The organism is Maribacter sp. 4U21, assembly GCF_002742365.1.
Lineage (GTDB): Bacteria > Bacteroidota > Bacteroidia > Flavobacteriales > Flavobacteriaceae > Maribacter.
The window spans coordinates 1-15,810 of the sequence record NZ_MDGN01000022.1; the positions used below are offsets into that span (position 1 = coordinate 1).

The following is a 15,810-nucleotide window of genomic DNA, read 5'->3' on the forward strand; positions in this document are numbered from 1 at the left end:
AATGGAAGGGGTACAGGCCCATCGCAAAGGTCTACGATATAAACCAGATAGAAAGCGCGAAGGGGGCCAACTTCAAGGCGCTGCATACCATGATACACCAGATAAAGTCCTGGATTAGAACGACCTATTCATGGGTGAGCGACTTTCATATCAACAGGTATTTCAACGAGTTCTGCTTCAGGATAAACCGCTCCCAAAGCAAGGCGACCGTATTCAACAACCTGATAACTAAAATGGTCGGAAAAGAAAAAGTATACCGGTCCAAACTAATATGCAGTTAACTACTGACCTCTATTCGGTTTTTTTCCGGCGGTCGCTGCGCAATATCGTTATTATTATAATTTTGAAGCACGCCAGCGAAACAGAAGAACGATTTATGGGAATTCTGCCAACTATATTGCGCCAGCTGTTGCTGCATTTTTTCCAGATACCCGGACTATAAATAATGAAGTGGTTAAAGGTGCTTTTGGATATGCCGGAGTTGTAACGGGTATTCAACGTAGTTATAACTCTGGATTTAATTTTTCTTTTGACGCTGGGGCCACTTATTACCTTGGCAATTTTGAGGGCGCTATTTATCCTGTGGTGAACGTAGGAATCGGATGGATTTTCAGTGAAAAACGTTGGTGCGTGGGTCGATAAGTTAGTTGGTAGCGGGTAGTTTTTAGAGGGTAGCAGGGTAGCGGGAGTTTCAGGTTTTATGTTAAGGGTTGGTCATTCCTAAAACGTCTTTACGAGTTGGTACCAAGAGATAAGCGGTCAAATTGATGCAAGATGTTAGATGCTCGATGTAACAATAGTATCGTTGCAATTGATTTTGACACTTGCACTTGTGTTTGACATTTGTATTTGTATTTGTATTTGATTTTTGAATTTGTTTTCATAAAGTTTCATTAAAACTAAGGGTAGCTTTTGGTTAACTCATTAGCTTTAGTGACCAAACAACCTCCTATGTTCAAAAAAATACTTCCTTTATGCCTCTTTTTTCTATTCGCCTATTCTGGTAAAGTCCAAGCGCAGACGAACGAGAAGGGTTTTGGTATCGTCAATCTGGAACGACATCAGTTTACGTTCAATATTTTTGGTCCTGGCATTCGTTACGAACTGGGACTATTTAAAAACGTCAGTATTTCTACTAGTTTTAATCCTGCTTTAGCGTATTATTCAGAAGGATATACCTTCGGTTTTGCCTGGCACACCCGACTACGGTACTATCTTAATTTTGAAAATCGCCTGGACGTAAACAAGAATATTACCGGAAACTCTGCAGATTATATTTCAGCGGCCCGCAGTGTGTTTTGGGGACCCTTACAACTCGCAGATAATCTAAATGCCCCAAGCGATTTTGCCATCGCCTTTTATGGTGGGGTTTATGGCGTACAGCGTACCAATAGAAAAGGATTCAACGTAAACGCAGAACTCGGTTTTGGGTATTATCGTGGTGACGGAGTTCCAAACGGTTACGGACCGCTGCTTAACGTGACGTTTGGTTGGGTAGCTACGAAGCGTAAATCTACTAAACCCACATTCGATTAAAACATAATTTTTTTTAAGTCATCCATATATCCACGGCTTACTCTAACAACATCAGTGTTTTCCATAGTAACGTCATAGCTTTTTCCATACCTATGCAATTCCTTGACCTTGTTCAGATTTATTATTGAGGATCTATGAACGCGCATAAAGGATTTTGGATTTAGTTTTTCCTGAAGATTAGTAATACCGTAATTACTCAAAAAAATAGAGGAGGTAGTATGTATTTTGGAGTAATCTCCATAAGCTTCAACCCAAATAATATCTGAAACGCCAATCGTGACTAATTTTTTATTTAATTGGACTAAAACTCGCTCTGGGTAATCATCTTTTTCCATGATTAAGCTTTGAGCCAGACCGCCAACATTTTTATCGCTCGTTTCCAAACGTTCAATTGCCTTTTTAAAACGTTCCTTGGTATAGGGTTTTAATAGATAATCTACCGCATGTACTTCAAATGCCTGTAATGCATACTGGTCATAAGCCGTGGAAAAAATTATTTGTGGTATCTCTTCTAAATGGGATAATACCTCAAAACCTGTTTTACCGGGCATTTGTACATCCAAGAAGACCAAATCTGGTTTAAAACGATTTATTTCTGTAACGGCATCTACGCCGTTATTAACCTCACTTATTAACACAAGTTCTGGAAAGGCCTCTAGATATTCCTTAATCAGTTTACGCCCTGCTATTTCGTCATCGGCTATTAAGACCTTCTTCATATTGCAAATTTTACAATTAAGCCATTGGGCGCATTATCTACAAGCTCTAATTGACTCTCATACATTTTTTGTAATCGAAGTGCGGTATTGGTCAAACCTACGCCCTTATTGAAGACCGCGTTCTTGTCTTTTACCCCAATACCCGTATCGGATATTTCAAATTTTAATTTGCCGTTTTCTTTAAATATATATATTGAAATAGTACCTCCTTCTATAAGACTAGACAGACCATGCTTTATAGAATTTTCCACCAAAGGCTGCAACAGCATCGGAGGAATTTTCTCTTGCATTAAATCTTGAGAAACTTTTATATCAATATAAAGTCGGTCTTGAAAGCGTTCTTTTTCTAGGTTTAGATATTTCTGTACAAATTCTAGTTCCTCGCCCAAGGATACCAATTCTTTTTTAGATGCCCTCAATTGATACCGAAATAGGTCAGATAACTGCGCTATCATATTACGCGTTTTTTCGTTTTCTGGGGGTAAAGATGCATTTATAGTGTTAAAGATATTGTACAGGAAATGAGGATTTAATTGGGCTTTTATAGCCGCAAGTTCACTTTTGAGCGCTGCTTGGCGAAGTTCCCCTTCCAATTTTAGTTTGCGTTCGTTCTCCAAAAAATACCTATAAGCGAAAAAGCAACCGAATTGAATGAACAGGAATAATAAGGGAATGTACCAATCCCAGACCGTACTTGTTCCCCTTAACCTATTCTCACCAAGAGAGTCTATAATGATATATCTGAATTCCCGGACTAAATAGGATAGAATGGGTATTAAAAAAATCACAGCGGTCATTTGCCAATTACGAGAATTTTTTCTGAGTAAATAAAAACCTAAGTACCAAATCAGAATTGAAGCTAAAAGTAAAAAAGCATACTGACGTCCAGACGCCAACCAAAAACCTTTAAGGTCTAACCACCCCCAAAATCCCCCATCTTCATAACGCCTACCATTATACCATAAAACGATTCTGTAAAGCCATGCAAAAAGAAAGTAGAATAGGAGAACTGCAAAAACCTCTTTTTTGTTAAGTGCCGCTTTGCCATTATGTTTAAATGAATCCATCTTTAGAATTATAAATATTAAATTTCAAAAACGTACCAGAATTCCCCGTCTCTAGGATTAAAACTAAGTTTTAAAGTACCATCCGGCGTTTGAACAAGATAGTGATTTGTAACTTCAATTTCTTCGTTCTCTAACCAGGCTCTTACTTTGCCATCATCATATTTAAAAACCAAGCCATTGCTAAACACGGCTAGTAGATTATAACGTTCAGATTTATGGCTGGACAGTACAATTTCCTTCCGTTCTAAACTTGGTTTATTGTCATTTTTAACCCTTTTATAATGGGTAATCTTAGAGGGACGGTCGATGTACTTATAATTTCTCCGTTCTGCGGGGAGGGCGAAGATTTCAAGTATTCCACCATCACTCGTAATGAGTTCTGCCTCGGTATTCCAAGGAGTCTCAATTGATAGGGTATAGTTGCCTTTTAAGGTTAAGGCTTCATCTTTTTTTATCAAAGTTGAATCACCCAACGCATTGATTATGGTAATCTGTGCATTTTCAGGATAATTATAAGTAGTCTGATTATTTTTTACTACTATGGAAAAATAGTCTTGAGCATTGGAAAAATAAGTAATGAGTAAAGCGAGAATTGTTAATATGGGCTTCATAATTTTTGTTTTTTGATTTGAATCAAATGTATAGTTCTAAATTCTTTTGAGGAATTTAAAACCGATGAACCGACCCATAGGGAGTTCAAATGACCGGGACCATTGAGCAGATTATAAGGCCATCCAACGACTTCTGTTTTCATGAACGCAGTGAACAATGCATTTTCGTCCCGTCGAATTTTTAAATCTTGTAACCATGAGAATTTTAATTGCTGGTATAGCGTTCCTTTTGCCTTTCGTTATTAATTCCCAAACCCTATCAGGAAAGGTTTTGTCTCAAGAAAGGGAGGTAGTTCCTTTTGCCGCGGTAACCTTAAACAATCCCGTAGATTCTAGTTTGGTCAAGGCTACTATAACCAATGAAAAAGGACTTTTCAAGTTCAACGAAGTATTAGCGGGTAAATACCTGCTACAAATAACCAATCTCGGATTTGCTGATTTTAAAAAGGAGGTAAATTATACGGGGAAATCGATAAACCTGAATGAGATTTTATTGGTAATCGCGGCCGAGAATTTAGATGAAGTAACTGTATTGGCAGAAAAACCAATGGTTCAGGTCCTAGCAGATAAGACCGTTTTTAATGTAGAGAACACCATTAATGCTACTGGAACCAGTGCTTTTGAACTGATACGTAAAGCCCCAGGTGTCGTTATGGATAATTCTGGTGGAATAATCGTTGAGGGAAAGGTTGGAGTCCAGATTTTTATAGATGGTAAACTGTCTATTCTACAAGGTGAAGATTTAATGAACTACTTAGAAAGTTTACAGGCAACCGATATCTCAGCTATTGAAATTATTACACAACCTTCTTCAAAATATGATGCCGCGGGGAATGCAGGTATTATAAATATTAAACTCAAAAAAAATAAGAGCTTGGGTACCAATGGAACAATTACTGCAGGAGTAACCATTGGAGATTTTGCGCGTTATAATTCCAGTGTCAATTTTAATATCCGGGAAAAGAAGGGCAATCTATATGGTACCTATAGTAACCGGTTCGGAAAAAGTACCAATTTTCTTAATTTACTTAGAACCCAGTCGGGAACGAGGTTCGATGCTCGCACCAATAGTATTTATGACCGTAACAGTAATAATCTAAAGCTGGGATATGATTTTTATGCTTCGTCAAAAAGTACTTTTGGATTATTAGTAAATGGTAATTTTAATAATGGTTTTGTAGATAACAATTCCAGAACACCTATTAGGCCTGTTGCAAATACAGTTAATGACAGCGTCTTAGTGGCCAACAGTAGAAGTACCAACACTTCTTCTAATATTAATGCCAATGTCAATTATAAATATGCGGACACGCTCGGACATAGTTTCAACGTAGACTTTGACTACGGGAAATATAATAGCGATAGGGACGCCACACAACCCAATGTATATTTAAATGGTAGTGAAACTGAAGTTCTACGTGAAAATATTACCAGCCAAAATACCCCAATTGAGATTTCGATAATCACTCTTATGATGGATTATGAGCAAAATCTCTTTAAAGGGAAATTAGCTGCTGGTTTTAAGCTAGCTAGCGTTAAGACAGACAATACATTTGACTTTTTTAATCGTATTGACGGACAGCGCATTCTAAATGTAGACCAAAGCAATCAATTTAAGTATAATGAAAATGTAAATGCCGTCTACGTTAATTATAACTACAAATGGACGAAATGGAATTTACAAATGGGCTTAAGGGTTGAAAACACATATTCTGAAGGGAATTTACTAAGTTCAACGCAGAACGAAGATGCAAGAGTGGAGCGGAACTATACCAACTTATTTCCTTCTGGAGGGTTAACCTATCAGATGAATCCAAAAAATCAATTCGCCGTTACCTATAGTAGAAGAATACAACGGCCTAACTATCAGTCTCTTAATCCTTTTGAATATGTAATTGATGAGCTCTCTTTTCGAAAGGGTAATCCTTTTTTGCAACCACAGTATACAGATAATTTAAAACTGTCACACACTTTTAACTACAGACTTACGACGTCTATAAGCTATAGTTATGTATCAGATTTTTTTGCTCAGGTGACCGTTGCGGATGGGCGTAGTAGGAATTTTATAACAACAAGAAACGTGGCGGATAATGAAGTCATAAATTTTGGGATATCCTATCCTAAAAAAATCAAGGAATGGTGGGATGTTTATTTAAGTCTCAGCGCTTATACTAGTAATTATAAGGCCAATAGTCCCGAATTTTTACCCGTAAGGCAGGAAACTTTAAGTCTATATGCACAAAATACATTTTCACTTCCAAAAGAAATGCGAATAGAACTTTCAGGGTGGTATAGTTCGCCTACGGTATGGGGGGGCACATATCAAACAAAGTCACTCGGGTCCTTGAATTTGGCATTCCAAAAGAAATATTTTCAAGATAAGTTAACCGCTAGGTTGGCATTTAACGATATCCTTTATACCATTCCATGGCAGGGAACTACCCAGTTTGGGGACTTGTTTATCAATGGTAGCGGCGGAAGTGATAGTAGACAAGTTGCTTTTGGTATTACATATGATTTTGGTCGGGACGAGATTAAAAAAGCTAGGAAAAGGAAAACGGGACTACAGGATGAACAAGATAGAATTGAATAGTAAACTTGGCTTACTATTTGATACTAAAAAAGCTTAACCAAAAAAATTAAACAACCTTTATGAAAATTTTTTTGTGCATTGTTTTATTAGTTTCATTCTCATTTGGCATTAATGCGCAGTCAGGAAAAAATGTAGAAGAAAATCAATTTAAGATCAATATTATTAATCCAGGTATAGAATACGAAGCAGGCATAGGCACTAATCAAACCATTAATCTAGGGTTGGGTTTACAATTTGGGGCATCAGGTGGAGGCAGTGAGTTCAATTATGCTTTTCTACCTGCAATTAATGCGCAATACCGATATTTCTATAATATTGGAAGGAGACTTAATAAGGATAAACGAATAGATGGCAACACGGGCAATTATTTAGCGGCATCTGCTACATTATTTACATCCGATGTTGTTATAGGTAATGTAGAATCTGGTTCTGGAACTGCCGGTTTTATAGGTCCCGTTTATGGAATTCAAAGAACATATCCCAAAGGATTTAATTACACTATGGAGTTTGGCCTTGGACTTTACTTTGCGAGTGACGAAAATTTTGAAGCGGTCGAGACCGGTTTTGGTCCTACCATAAGCTTTAGTATCGGTTGGGTTATAGGAAAGAACAAAAACAAGTAAATTGGAAACCAAACCTTCTCAAAATCAGTAAGATAAAAATAACATAAGATTGTGTGTACATGCAAAAAATAGAAGTATCTTTGCACGCTTAAAATAGACCTTATGTCCGCAACTAAAAATATTGCAATCATTGCACACGTAGACCACGGTAAAACTACCTTGGTCGATAAGATAATGTATCACTGTAGCCTTTTCCGAGAGAACGAGAATACGGGAGACCTTATTTTGGATAATAATGACTTGGAACGGGAACGTGGAATTACCATTACCTCCAAGAACGTGTCCGTTGTTTATAAGGATACCAAAATAAATATTATAGATACCCCTGGTCACGCCGATTTTGGTGGGGAGGTAGAACGTGTGCTAAACATGGCAGATGGTGTATTGTTGTTGGTGGATGCCTTTGAGGGCCCTATGCCGCAGACGCGTTTTGTGCTACAAAAGGCAATAGACCTGGGGCTAAAACCATGTGTGGTCATTAATAAGGTGGATAAAGAAAACTGTACGCCGGAAGAAGTGCATGAAAAAGTATTCGACCTTATGTTCGAGCTAGGTGCCGAAGAGTGGCAGTTAGACTTTCCTACTGTTTATGGTTCTGCAAAGAACAATTGGATGAGCGAGGATTGGAAGGATGAAACGGACAGCATTGAGCCACTTTTGGATATGGTCATTGAGCACATACCTACTTTTAAGCCTACCGAAGGAAACACGCAGATGTTGATTACTTCGCTGGACTTTTCTTCGTTCACAGGAAGAATCGCTATTGGGAGATTAACCCGTGGAAACTTAAAAGAAGGACAACAGATTTCTTTGGTAAAAAGAGATGGTAGCATCGTAAAATCTAAAATCAAGGAACTTTTTGTTTTTGAGGGGCTAGGACGTAAAAAAGTACAAGAAGTAGAGACAGGTGATATTTGTGCCCTAGTAGGGGTAGAAGGTTTTGAGATTGGCGATACGGTTGCGGACCTTGAAAATCCAGAAGGTTTAAAGACGATTGCTATAGATGAGCCTACGATGAGTATGCTCTTTACCATTAACGATAGTCCATTTTTTGGTCAGGATGGTAAGTTTGTAACGTCACGTCATATCAAGGAGCGCCTGGAGCGGGAATTGGAAAAGAACCTTGCTTTGCGCGTTAATGAAACCGATAGTGCGGACAAGTTTTTAGTTTTTGGTCGTGGTGTATTACACCTTTCGGTTTTGATTGAAACCATGAGACGAGAGGGCTATGAACTACAAATAGGTCAGCCGCAGGTAATCATCAAGGAGATTGATGGTCAAAAATGCGAACCGATAGAACACTTAACAATCGATTTGCCAGAGGAAGTTTCCGGTAAGGCCGTGGAAATGGTATCTATCCGTAAGGGAGAAATGACCAGTATGGAAGCAAAGGGAGACCGTATGTTGTGTGAGTTTCAAATACCTTCAAGAGGTATTATCGGCTTAAGAAATCAGCTACTAACAGCTACGGCTGGTGAAGCGATTATGGCACACCGCTTTTTAGAATATCAACCTATGAAAGGCGATATTCCGCAACGTCAGAATGGTTCTTTAGTATCGATGGAGAAAGGGAAGGCCATTCCGTATTCAATTGACAAATTACAGGACAGAGGTAAATTTTTTGTAGATCCAGGTGAAGATATTTATGAAGGTCAGGTCATTGGCGAGAATTCTCGTGGTGACGATATGACCATCAATATTACAAAAACCAAGAAGTTATCTAACGTACGTTCTTCAGGAGCGGACGATAAAGCTAAAATTGTTCCCGCGATTAAATTTTCGTTGGAAGAGGCTTTGGAGTATATTCAGAAAGATGAGTATGTGGAGGTTACCCCAAAGCACTTGAGACTCCGAAAAATATTCCTGACAGAAGTAGATCGGAAGCGAAACAAAATAGCCTAATTCAAAGCCCTGAACTTTTCAGGGCTTTTTTTATGAAATGTTGTTACCTATTTTACGACAAAGAATCTTTAAAACAATCAACATGAAGAACACCCATTTAAAACTACTTACACTTATTGTTTTAAGCGTTTTTTTAGGATGCAAGGAGACGCCTAAGAACGCAGAGGACAAAGACAGAATGGCCAATGAAGCCATGAGCGCAAATGCTACCGTTCCTACTGCCTGGATTACCAATCGGGTTGCGAAGTCCAAAGCAAGGTTGAATGGAACAGACGCGGGTAAGGTGGTCTGGAATGCCATGGAAGCGCATGGCGGTTTGGCTATCTGGTACGGTAACGGACCATTGTCGTTCAGGTTTAATTACCAGCCCTTGGATACGACCAAGGCGCAACGGGATAGCTACCAGACCGTGGATACTTGGAGCAATAAGGCAAGACATACAAGTGCAACGGACAGCACAGCGCATTATGGTTGGTCCGGAACTACCGCTTGGGTCAAAGCGGCGGATAGTTTGGCGTTCAAGTACGATACTAAATTTTGGGCCTTGACACCTATCTACTTTTTAGGACAACCCTTTATTTTAGATGGTGAAGGGGTGAATTTAGAATTGCTTCCGCAGAAGACATATAAAAGATCGCCTCAAGATGTGGTCAAAGTTACATTTGATGCCGGTACGGGAGATGCTCCGGATGACTATTACATTCTTTACTTTAAAGAAGATACGCACCAACTAACGGCCATACGTTATATTGTTTCGTATCCTGCTTATTTTAAGGATGGTGGACATCTACCTGAAAAGTTCATGGAGGTAATCGGTGCTACTACGGTTGAAGGAATTCTATTCCCTACAGGATATAAAACCCATTGGCTTACGGATGAGGAAACACCAGGGGAATATATTACCAAAATCGATGTTTCTGACATACACTTTGAGGAACAAGTATCCAAAGACTTCTTTGATGTTCCTGAAGGAGCAAAGATTGTAGAGTAAGTTAAGGAACTTATTGTCACGAAAAAGCCCAAGCAACTGCTTGGGCTTTTTTATATTCATATTGTATATTTTCTGAAACCTAAACTTTAGGAGCCTTGTGTAACGTCGCCGCAGCGGCACCGATAATCCCTGCTTGGTTCCTAAGTTCCGCTGGTATTACCGGAGTTTCTATGGTGATATATTCTTTAAACTCATCAAAATTCTTAGAGGTGCCACCGCCTAAAATAATCAAGTCTGGTGCTATAATCAAATCCACGTACTCTAGGAATTTATTAAATCGTTTTCCCCATTCCTTATAGCTGAGTTCTTCTCTTTCCTTTGCCGAAGCGGCGGCCCATAATTCTATTTTTTTATATTTCTTATAGGGTATTTGGCCTAGCTCAAAATTCGGGATTAACCTACCGTCCAGAAAAGCACCGCTACCCAATCCGGTTCCAATGGTAATCATCACCACAAGACCCTTTTCTCCTTTTCCAATACCATAGGTCATGGTGGCATATCCTGCGGCATCGGCGTCGTTGATGACCGTAAAGTCAAGGCCCGTCTTCTTTTCCAAAAGCTCTTCTACATTAAGGTTAAGCCAACTTTTATCCAGATTTCCAGGAGACTTACACACACCTTTTTTAATCACCGTTGGAAAACCGCACCCTACTTTTCCCTTATAGTCAAAATGTTGTATAATTTGGTTTACCACATCCGCCATATCCTCTGGAGTTCTTCCAGCGGGTGTTTTAATCCGATGGCGTTCGGTCAGCATTTCACCGGTTTCCAAATCTACCAAAGCTCCTTTAATTCCCGAGCCACCTATATCAATTCCAAGAACTGCCATTATTTTCTTTTAAACTTTTGCGCAAAGTAACAAAAAAGAATTGGCTCCAAGGAATTTGATGGTGGTCCGGCGCTTTATAAGGGTGTAAAAACAAAAAGGAGGCTTAAGCCTTTGTTGATTTAACTATTCCAAGTATTTTAAGGCAACAATTGAATTTACCGTAATATCCTCATCTAGCTCGTCTGTTTCAGTTTCGCTTACATGGGTTATTTGAAATAGTTTTCCAACGTATTTCTTATCCGTCAAATCGTATGCTTTTTGTGCTTCATCGCTGATGTGGTTAAACTCAATGGAGTAACCGTCTTTATCGGTGAAACTGTAGAGACTATCCTCATACCCCACGTAGGTAGCAATTGTTTTTTCGGTTTCCTGTACCATCAAATTAGAGATAGAAGAGGCGGTCAATAGCATAGCAAGTAGTACTGTTTTCATATTTTTTTTATTTAGCTTAATATTATTTTTTCTTGAAGTTATGACCCCGATAGGAGTCTATTTTCGCTGTAAATGAAATGAATAAATACATACGAATGTCTTTTTTTATGATTTATTTATGACATTTTTATTTGATTGTATTTTACTGATATACAGTAGCCTAAGGTCTGTATTTTTTAGTTGATTATTTCGCAATAAAATCAATATTGATTCAAATAGATGCTACCTTTGATTGACAATCAGGAATTGCTTACTTAGAATTAAATGAAATTAAAATACTACGCCGTTCTGTTCATTTTATGGGGGTCTACGTTTGCCTACGGTCAAAATGAACTAAGAAATACAAAAATCACCGATCAGATTAATGCCTATAAGAACGATATTCGAGGTCCCTACAAGGATATTCGTTGGTTTTGTACGGACGGCAGCATAAGGGCGCCTAAAGACCCATGCCCCGATAATATTGGGCCAGGGGTGCAGCATGCACGCTATAAAGATAAGGTGGTCGCTTTAGGAAAAGACCATCATATTTATATCGGACAAATCTTAGCGTACACCTCAAAGGAGGAGTTTTGGGATGCGGATAAGAATCAATCCCGATTGAAACAGTATCAGCTAGACAAGTATTTGCGCAGTGTGGATAATGGTTGGGTAAACCAAAAAGGACAGTTTTACCGTGGGGCGGTACAGGTAGAGGACGAGGAAGCATGGGGCATCGATTTTTATAAATGGTTATTGGCAAAGGATAAGGTTCTGACCGAACAGTATTTTCTGGTAAGGCAGTCCATAAGGGATGTACCCCATAGTGGGGATGATAATATTTCCCAACTAATGCGAAGCCAATCCAAGGTTATTTCCGATATGTACTTGCCTTTTATGGACCTTCGTGTTAAAATCCATAGCCTACCGGAAAAAGAGGACATTCAAAAAGTAATCGAGTTCAAACAAAAAAACGGGAGTAAACTAACGGTGGATCTAAGCAAAAAACTGGACGGACTCGTAACCACAATGAACGTGTTTTTTGCTCCGGTAGATGGCGAGAAGCTAATGGAAAAGGCCAAATTGACACATGGTACCGTTTTGGGCGATAAAATTGTGGCCTATGCAAAAAACATGGCAACGACCAACGCTGCCGATGCCTTAGTTTCCCAGACGGCGCAGTTACTTTTAGATATCAGGGAAGGTCTTGTAGAGGAGAAACGTCCTATGGCCCGCTTACAGTTGTTGGAGGTGAGCTTAAAATTGGAGGAAATTTTATTTCAGAATGCCCAACAATGGGTGCCGGATACGGTCAGCGAACAGCTAGAGAAAATATGTGCCTTAGGGACTGCTGCTGCTGGTGCTGGTTATATAGAGCTTTGGGAATGGAACGAGATAATAGGCACCCTGAGTCAGTTTGAAAAGGAACAATTATCCTTAGCCGAGCTTACGACGGTTTTGGAAACCGCCAGGGGAGCCGTAGAATGGAGTGCCGCCATGGTAAAGGCGAACTACCAACATATCGTGGACACCTATACCGGATTTGAACCCAAGGCCTATGGTTTTATAGATGACCGTATCAGAGGTTCCATTGCTTTGCATTTGGGCAAAAGTGTTGGCGAATTGGGCGATTTTATCGCTAGGGAATCTGCCCTGACCAATAAAGTAATGGCCATTCCCAACCAAAGTACCTTCCGTGGTCTTAATCCCGGTTACGCTTTTGGAGAGCTAGTTGTTATCGGAGGTTCATCCGAGGATATTGAAGTGTCTTCCGATAAAATCTATATTTTTCAGCGTTCCCCGTCAGATTTAAAACCGGTTGCTGGCATTGCCACCGTGGCAGAGGGGAATATGGTTTCCCATGTACAATTATTGGCACGTAACCTTGGTATCCCCAATGCGGCACTTTCAGATGAAAATTTGCAAAGTCTAAAGCAATATGATGGGCAACGTGTTTTCTATGCGGTTTCCAATAAGGGCAATGTTATCCTTAAACCAGAAGCACAAATGACGGACCAGGAGCGTGCCCTTTTTACGAAGAAGGAGCGTAATACGGATAAGATAGCGGTACCTATAGAAAAAATACGACTGGACAATACAAGCGTGTTGAACATGCGTAACGTAGATGCCAGTGATTCCGGAGCACTCTGCGGTCCCAAGGCAGCTAATTTGGGACAATTGAAAAAGATGTTTCCGGAGCAAGTGGTAGAGGGACTGGTAATTCCGTTCGGGATTTTTAGGGACCTTATGAACCAAGAAATGCCGGAACAAGGAAAATCCTACTGGACCTACCTGAACGATATGTTCGCGGAGGCCGAAAAAATGAGGACGGCAGGTGTTGCCGAACCCGAAGTAGAAAACTTTCAGTTACGCCAGTTGGAAACCTTACGCGATGCTATTAAAAAGATGCCGCTAAAAAGTACGTTTTTATCGGAAATAGAAACGAAGTTCAAGGATATCCTAGGCAAACCCCTTGGGGAGATTCCCGTGTTCCTACGTAGTGACACCAACATGGAAGACCTTAAAGACTTTACAGGTGCCGGTCTTAATCTTACCCTGTTCAATGTGTTGGATAAGGATAAAATTTTATCAGGCGTAAAAGAGGTTTGGGCATCGCCCTACACGGAGCGCAGTTTTAAATGGCGTCAGAAATATTTATTGAATCCGGAGAATGTCTTTCCGTCTATTTTGGTCATACCAAGTGTGGATGTGGACTATTCCGGGGTATTGATAACGAAAGGTATCAATTCTGGCAACGAGGCGGATATGACCGTGGCGTTTAGCCGTGGTGCCGGTGGTGCCGTAGACGGGCAATCTGCGGAGACCTATACCATTTACCAAAAAAGTGGCGCACGTTTGTTGGCACCTGCCAGAGACCCGTTTTACAATAGTTTACCGGCTACCGGGGGAACGGGCAAAAAATCGGCCTCGTTTCAGCAATCCGTCTTGAACATCAAGAATATCAATGCAATTAGGGAACTGGCCCATACCATTAGAAAAACCCTGCCAGAAGCTACGAATTCGGATTACGGGGGAGCGTACGATGTGGAACTCGGTTTTAAAAACGACAAGCTATGGTTGTTTCAAATACGTCCCTTTGTGGAGAATAAAAAGGCGGTCAGCTCGGGGTATCTGGAGTCCATCACCCCAAAAATAGACACCAACAAATCCATCTCACTTTCTAAGAAAATATCATGAAAAAAATCACCATATTGCTGTTCCTGTTCATTTTAGGTTCCGCCTTTACCATCTATACTTACTATCCTATAGACGGTTACGAGCTTACGGGCATCAAACGCCTAAAACGTTTGGAGCGTATTAAGAACGGCGAAATCAAGGATGCTACCGCTTTACCTGCCGGTGCTATGAAATCTTGGAGCGATATTCACCTGAACCTTTTGGACAGAAAGGCGGATAGTGCCATGGCTCTTATGACCATAGATTCCGATTTTCAAAAGGAGATTAGCGGACTTTTTCGTGGACTCGATAAAAGTTACTCGCTTACGGTCTTGGATATCTCCGACGTGAACAATATTAGGTATGCGGAACGGAACGAAACCGCTGGTTACCAACCGGGGAGTGTTGGCAAGTTGGCTGTCTTGAACGGGTTGTTTGTGCAACTGGCTAAAATTTATCCCGATTCTTGGGAAAAACGTACGGACTTATTAAAAAATAAATCGGTCAAAGCTGGTGTATGGGGTCTAACGGACGAGCATACCGTTCCAATTTACAATATAGAAAAGAATACCTTGGTAAAGCGGCAGGTCGTTGCCAGTGATGTATTCACCCTTTATGAATGGGCAGACCATATGCTCTCCGTAAGCAATAACGGAGCAGCGAGTATTGTTTGGCGCGAAGTACTCTTAATGGCCGCTTTTGGCGAGCAATATCCGGAGCTGACCCAAGAAGAGACCGATGCCTATTTTAAGGAAACCCCGAGAAAGGAGTTAACGGACCTAGGTAACGACGTGGTGAATCTGCCCTTACGGGATTTGGGAATTACGGCGGACGAATGGCGATTGGGTAGTTTTTTTACCCGAGGTGCCAATACCTTCGTGGGAGATAAAGGAGGCAGTATCGGCTCGCCACAGGGGCTCATGAAGTTCTTGGTGCAGCTGGAGCAGGGCAAGGTGGTAGACGATCAGTCTAGCCTAGAGATGAAACGGTTAATGTATATGACGGACCGCCGAATACGCTACGCCCAAGCACCGGCATTAAAGGAAGCTGCCGTTTACTTTAAATCCGGTTCCTTGTATAAATGTGACCGAAGTAAAGGGGAGGCCTGTGGCAAGTATATGGGCAACGTTACCAATTTTATGAACTCCGTAGCCATCGTGGAGCACCCGGATAATTGCAAATATATGGTGGTGTTGATGACCAATGTGCTGCGTAAGAACTCCGCTAGCGACCATATGTATTTGGCAGGAAATATCGATAAGATCATTCGGAAATAATGGGGTACTTGTAGACACTACTCATAAGCACGCTACTTTGATGAATATGGTCTTTTTTATTCAAGGATAAACGT

Annotated in this window: 14 protein-coding genes; 9 read left to right on the forward strand and 5 right to left on the reverse strand. The window is 40.3% G+C overall.

Annotated elements, in window-relative coordinates; translation table 11 throughout:
• From BFP77_RS03875 to BFP77_RS03885, 3 genes are all read left to right on the forward strand, one after another.
• Positions 1 to 281, forward strand: a 281-nt coding sequence (locus BFP77_RS03875) for a transposase (protein ID WP_143751840.1), incomplete at its 5' end; no start/stop codon positions are given.
• Positions 282 to 450: 169 nt separating this feature from the next.
• A complete protein-coding gene (locus BFP77_RS03880; protein WP_099572759.1) occupies positions 451 to 642 on the forward strand; it encodes a hypothetical protein in 192 nt (63 codons plus the stop codon).
• A 309-nt stretch (positions 643 to 951) separates the two neighbouring features.
• Positions 952 to 1,536, forward strand: coding sequence for a hypothetical protein (locus BFP77_RS03885; RefSeq protein ID WP_099572851.1), 585 nt, complete (start codon positions 952 to 954; stop codon positions 1,534 to 1,536).
• Here BFP77_RS03885 and BFP77_RS03890 read toward each other — a convergent pair.
• From BFP77_RS03890 to BFP77_RS03900, 3 genes are read right to left on the reverse strand one after another with little or no spacing between them, the layout of a single operon-like run.
• The gene (locus BFP77_RS03890; protein WP_099572760.1) at positions 1,533 to 2,255 is read right to left on the reverse strand and encodes a LytR/AlgR family response regulator transcription factor; all 723 of its coding nucleotides are present in this window, start codon (positions 2,253 to 2,255) and stop codon (positions 1,533 to 1,535) included. The two genes, BFP77_RS03885 and BFP77_RS03890, sit on opposite strands and share 4 nt — an antisense overlap.
• Complete coding sequence (locus BFP77_RS03895) at positions 2,252 to 3,322, reverse strand: sensor histidine kinase (RefSeq protein WP_099572761.1); 1,071 nt, start codon at positions 3,320 to 3,322, stop codon at positions 2,252 to 2,254. The genes BFP77_RS03890 and BFP77_RS03895 overlap by 4 nt, the downstream gene beginning before the upstream one ends.
• Positions 3,323 to 3,339: 17 nt before the next feature.
• Positions 3,340 to 3,933, reverse strand: a complete 594-nt coding sequence (locus BFP77_RS03900) for a hypothetical protein (RefSeq protein ID WP_099572762.1) — start codon at positions 3,931 to 3,933, stop codon at positions 3,340 to 3,342.
• A gap of 196 nt (positions 3,934 to 4,129) precedes the next feature.
• Here BFP77_RS03900 and BFP77_RS03905 point away from each other — a divergent pair, with 196 nt between their 5' ends.
• From BFP77_RS03905 to BFP77_RS03920, 4 genes are all read left to right on the forward strand, one after another.
• Complete coding sequence (locus BFP77_RS03905; protein ID WP_180272302.1) at positions 4,130 to 6,526, forward strand: TonB-dependent receptor domain-containing protein; 2,397 nt, start codon at positions 4,130 to 4,132, stop codon at positions 6,524 to 6,526.
• A gap of 59 nt (positions 6,527 to 6,585) precedes the next feature.
• A complete protein-coding gene (locus BFP77_RS03910; RefSeq protein ID WP_099572764.1) occupies positions 6,586 to 7,149 on the forward strand; it encodes a hypothetical protein in 564 nt (187 codons plus the stop codon).
• Between the two features lie 102 nt (positions 7,150 to 7,251).
• Positions 7,252 to 9,051 carry a translational GTPase TypA gene (gene typA, locus BFP77_RS03915; protein ID WP_099572765.1) on the forward strand — a complete coding sequence of 600 codons (1,800 nt, stop codon included), beginning with the start codon at positions 7,252 to 7,254 and terminating at the stop codon, positions 9,049 to 9,051.
• A gap of 82 nt (positions 9,052 to 9,133) precedes the next feature.
• Positions 9,134 to 10,042 carry a hypothetical protein gene (locus BFP77_RS03920; protein WP_099572766.1) on the forward strand — a complete coding sequence of 303 codons (909 nt, stop codon included), beginning with the start codon at positions 9,134 to 9,136 and terminating at the stop codon, positions 10,040 to 10,042.
• 79 nt (positions 10,043 to 10,121) lie between these two features.
• Here BFP77_RS03920 and ppgK read toward each other — a convergent pair whose 3' ends face one another.
• On the reverse strand, positions 10,122 to 10,871 hold the full coding sequence (ppgK, locus tag BFP77_RS03925; protein WP_099572767.1) for a polyphosphate--glucose phosphotransferase: 750 nt from the start codon (positions 10,869 to 10,871) through the stop codon (positions 10,122 to 10,124).
• A gap of 123 nt (positions 10,872 to 10,994) precedes the next feature.
• Positions 10,995 to 11,303 (reverse strand): hypothetical protein, encoded by a 309-nt coding sequence (locus BFP77_RS03930; RefSeq protein WP_099572768.1) that lies wholly within the window; start codon positions 11,301 to 11,303, stop codon positions 10,995 to 10,997.
• Positions 11,304 to 11,567: 264 nt separating this feature from the next.
• On the opposite strand from BFP77_RS03930, the gene BFP77_RS03935 reads away from it, so the two are divergent.
• Both BFP77_RS03935 and BFP77_RS03940 read left to right on the forward strand, forming a co-directional pair.
• The gene (locus BFP77_RS03935; RefSeq protein ID WP_099572769.1) at positions 11,568 to 14,480 is read left to right on the forward strand and encodes a PEP/pyruvate-binding domain-containing protein; all 2,913 of its coding nucleotides are present in this window, start codon (positions 11,568 to 11,570) and stop codon (positions 14,478 to 14,480) included.
• Positions 14,477 to 15,736, forward strand: coding sequence for a serine hydrolase (locus tag BFP77_RS03940; RefSeq protein ID WP_099572770.1), 1,260 nt, complete (start codon positions 14,477 to 14,479; stop codon positions 15,734 to 15,736). Before BFP77_RS03935 ends, BFP77_RS03940 begins: the two co-directional genes overlap by 4 nt.
• Positions 15,737 to 15,810: the final 74 nt, after the last annotated feature.

Coding starts and splice junctions, on each gene's coding strand:
- BFP77_RS03885 (WP_099572851.1), top strand. CDS start 952: ATGTTCAAAAAAATACTTCCTTTATGCCTCTTTTTTCTATTCGCCTAT.
- BFP77_RS03890 (WP_099572760.1), bottom strand. CDS start 2,255: ATGAAGAAGGTCTTAATAGCCGATGACGAAATAGCAGGGCGTAAACTG.
- BFP77_RS03895 (WP_099572761.1), bottom strand. CDS start 3,322: ATGGATTCATTTAAACATAATGGCAAAGCGGCACTTAACAAAAAAGAG.
- BFP77_RS03900 (WP_099572762.1), bottom strand. CDS start 3,933: ATGAAGCCCATATTAACAATTCTCGCTTTACTCATTACTTATTTTTCC.
- BFP77_RS03905 (WP_180272302.1), top strand. CDS start 4,130: ATGAGAATTTTAATTGCTGGTATAGCGTTCCTTTTGCCTTTCGTTATT.
- BFP77_RS03910 (WP_099572764.1), top strand. CDS start 6,586: ATGAAAATTTTTTTGTGCATTGTTTTATTAGTTTCATTCTCATTTGGC.
- typA (WP_099572765.1), top strand. CDS start 7,252: ATGTCCGCAACTAAAAATATTGCAATCATTGCACACGTAGACCACGGT.
- BFP77_RS03920 (WP_099572766.1), top strand. CDS start 9,134: ATGAAGAACACCCATTTAAAACTACTTACACTTATTGTTTTAAGCGTT.
- ppgK (WP_099572767.1), bottom strand. CDS start 10,871: ATGGCAGTTCTTGGAATTGATATAGGTGGCTCGGGAATTAAAGGAGCT.
- BFP77_RS03930 (WP_099572768.1), bottom strand. CDS start 11,303: ATGAAAACAGTACTACTTGCTATGCTATTGACCGCCTCTTCTATCTCT.
- BFP77_RS03935 (WP_099572769.1), top strand. CDS start 11,568: ATGAAATTAAAATACTACGCCGTTCTGTTCATTTTATGGGGGTCTACG.
- BFP77_RS03940 (WP_099572770.1), top strand. CDS start 14,477: ATGAAAAAAATCACCATATTGCTGTTCCTGTTCATTTTAGGTTCCGCC.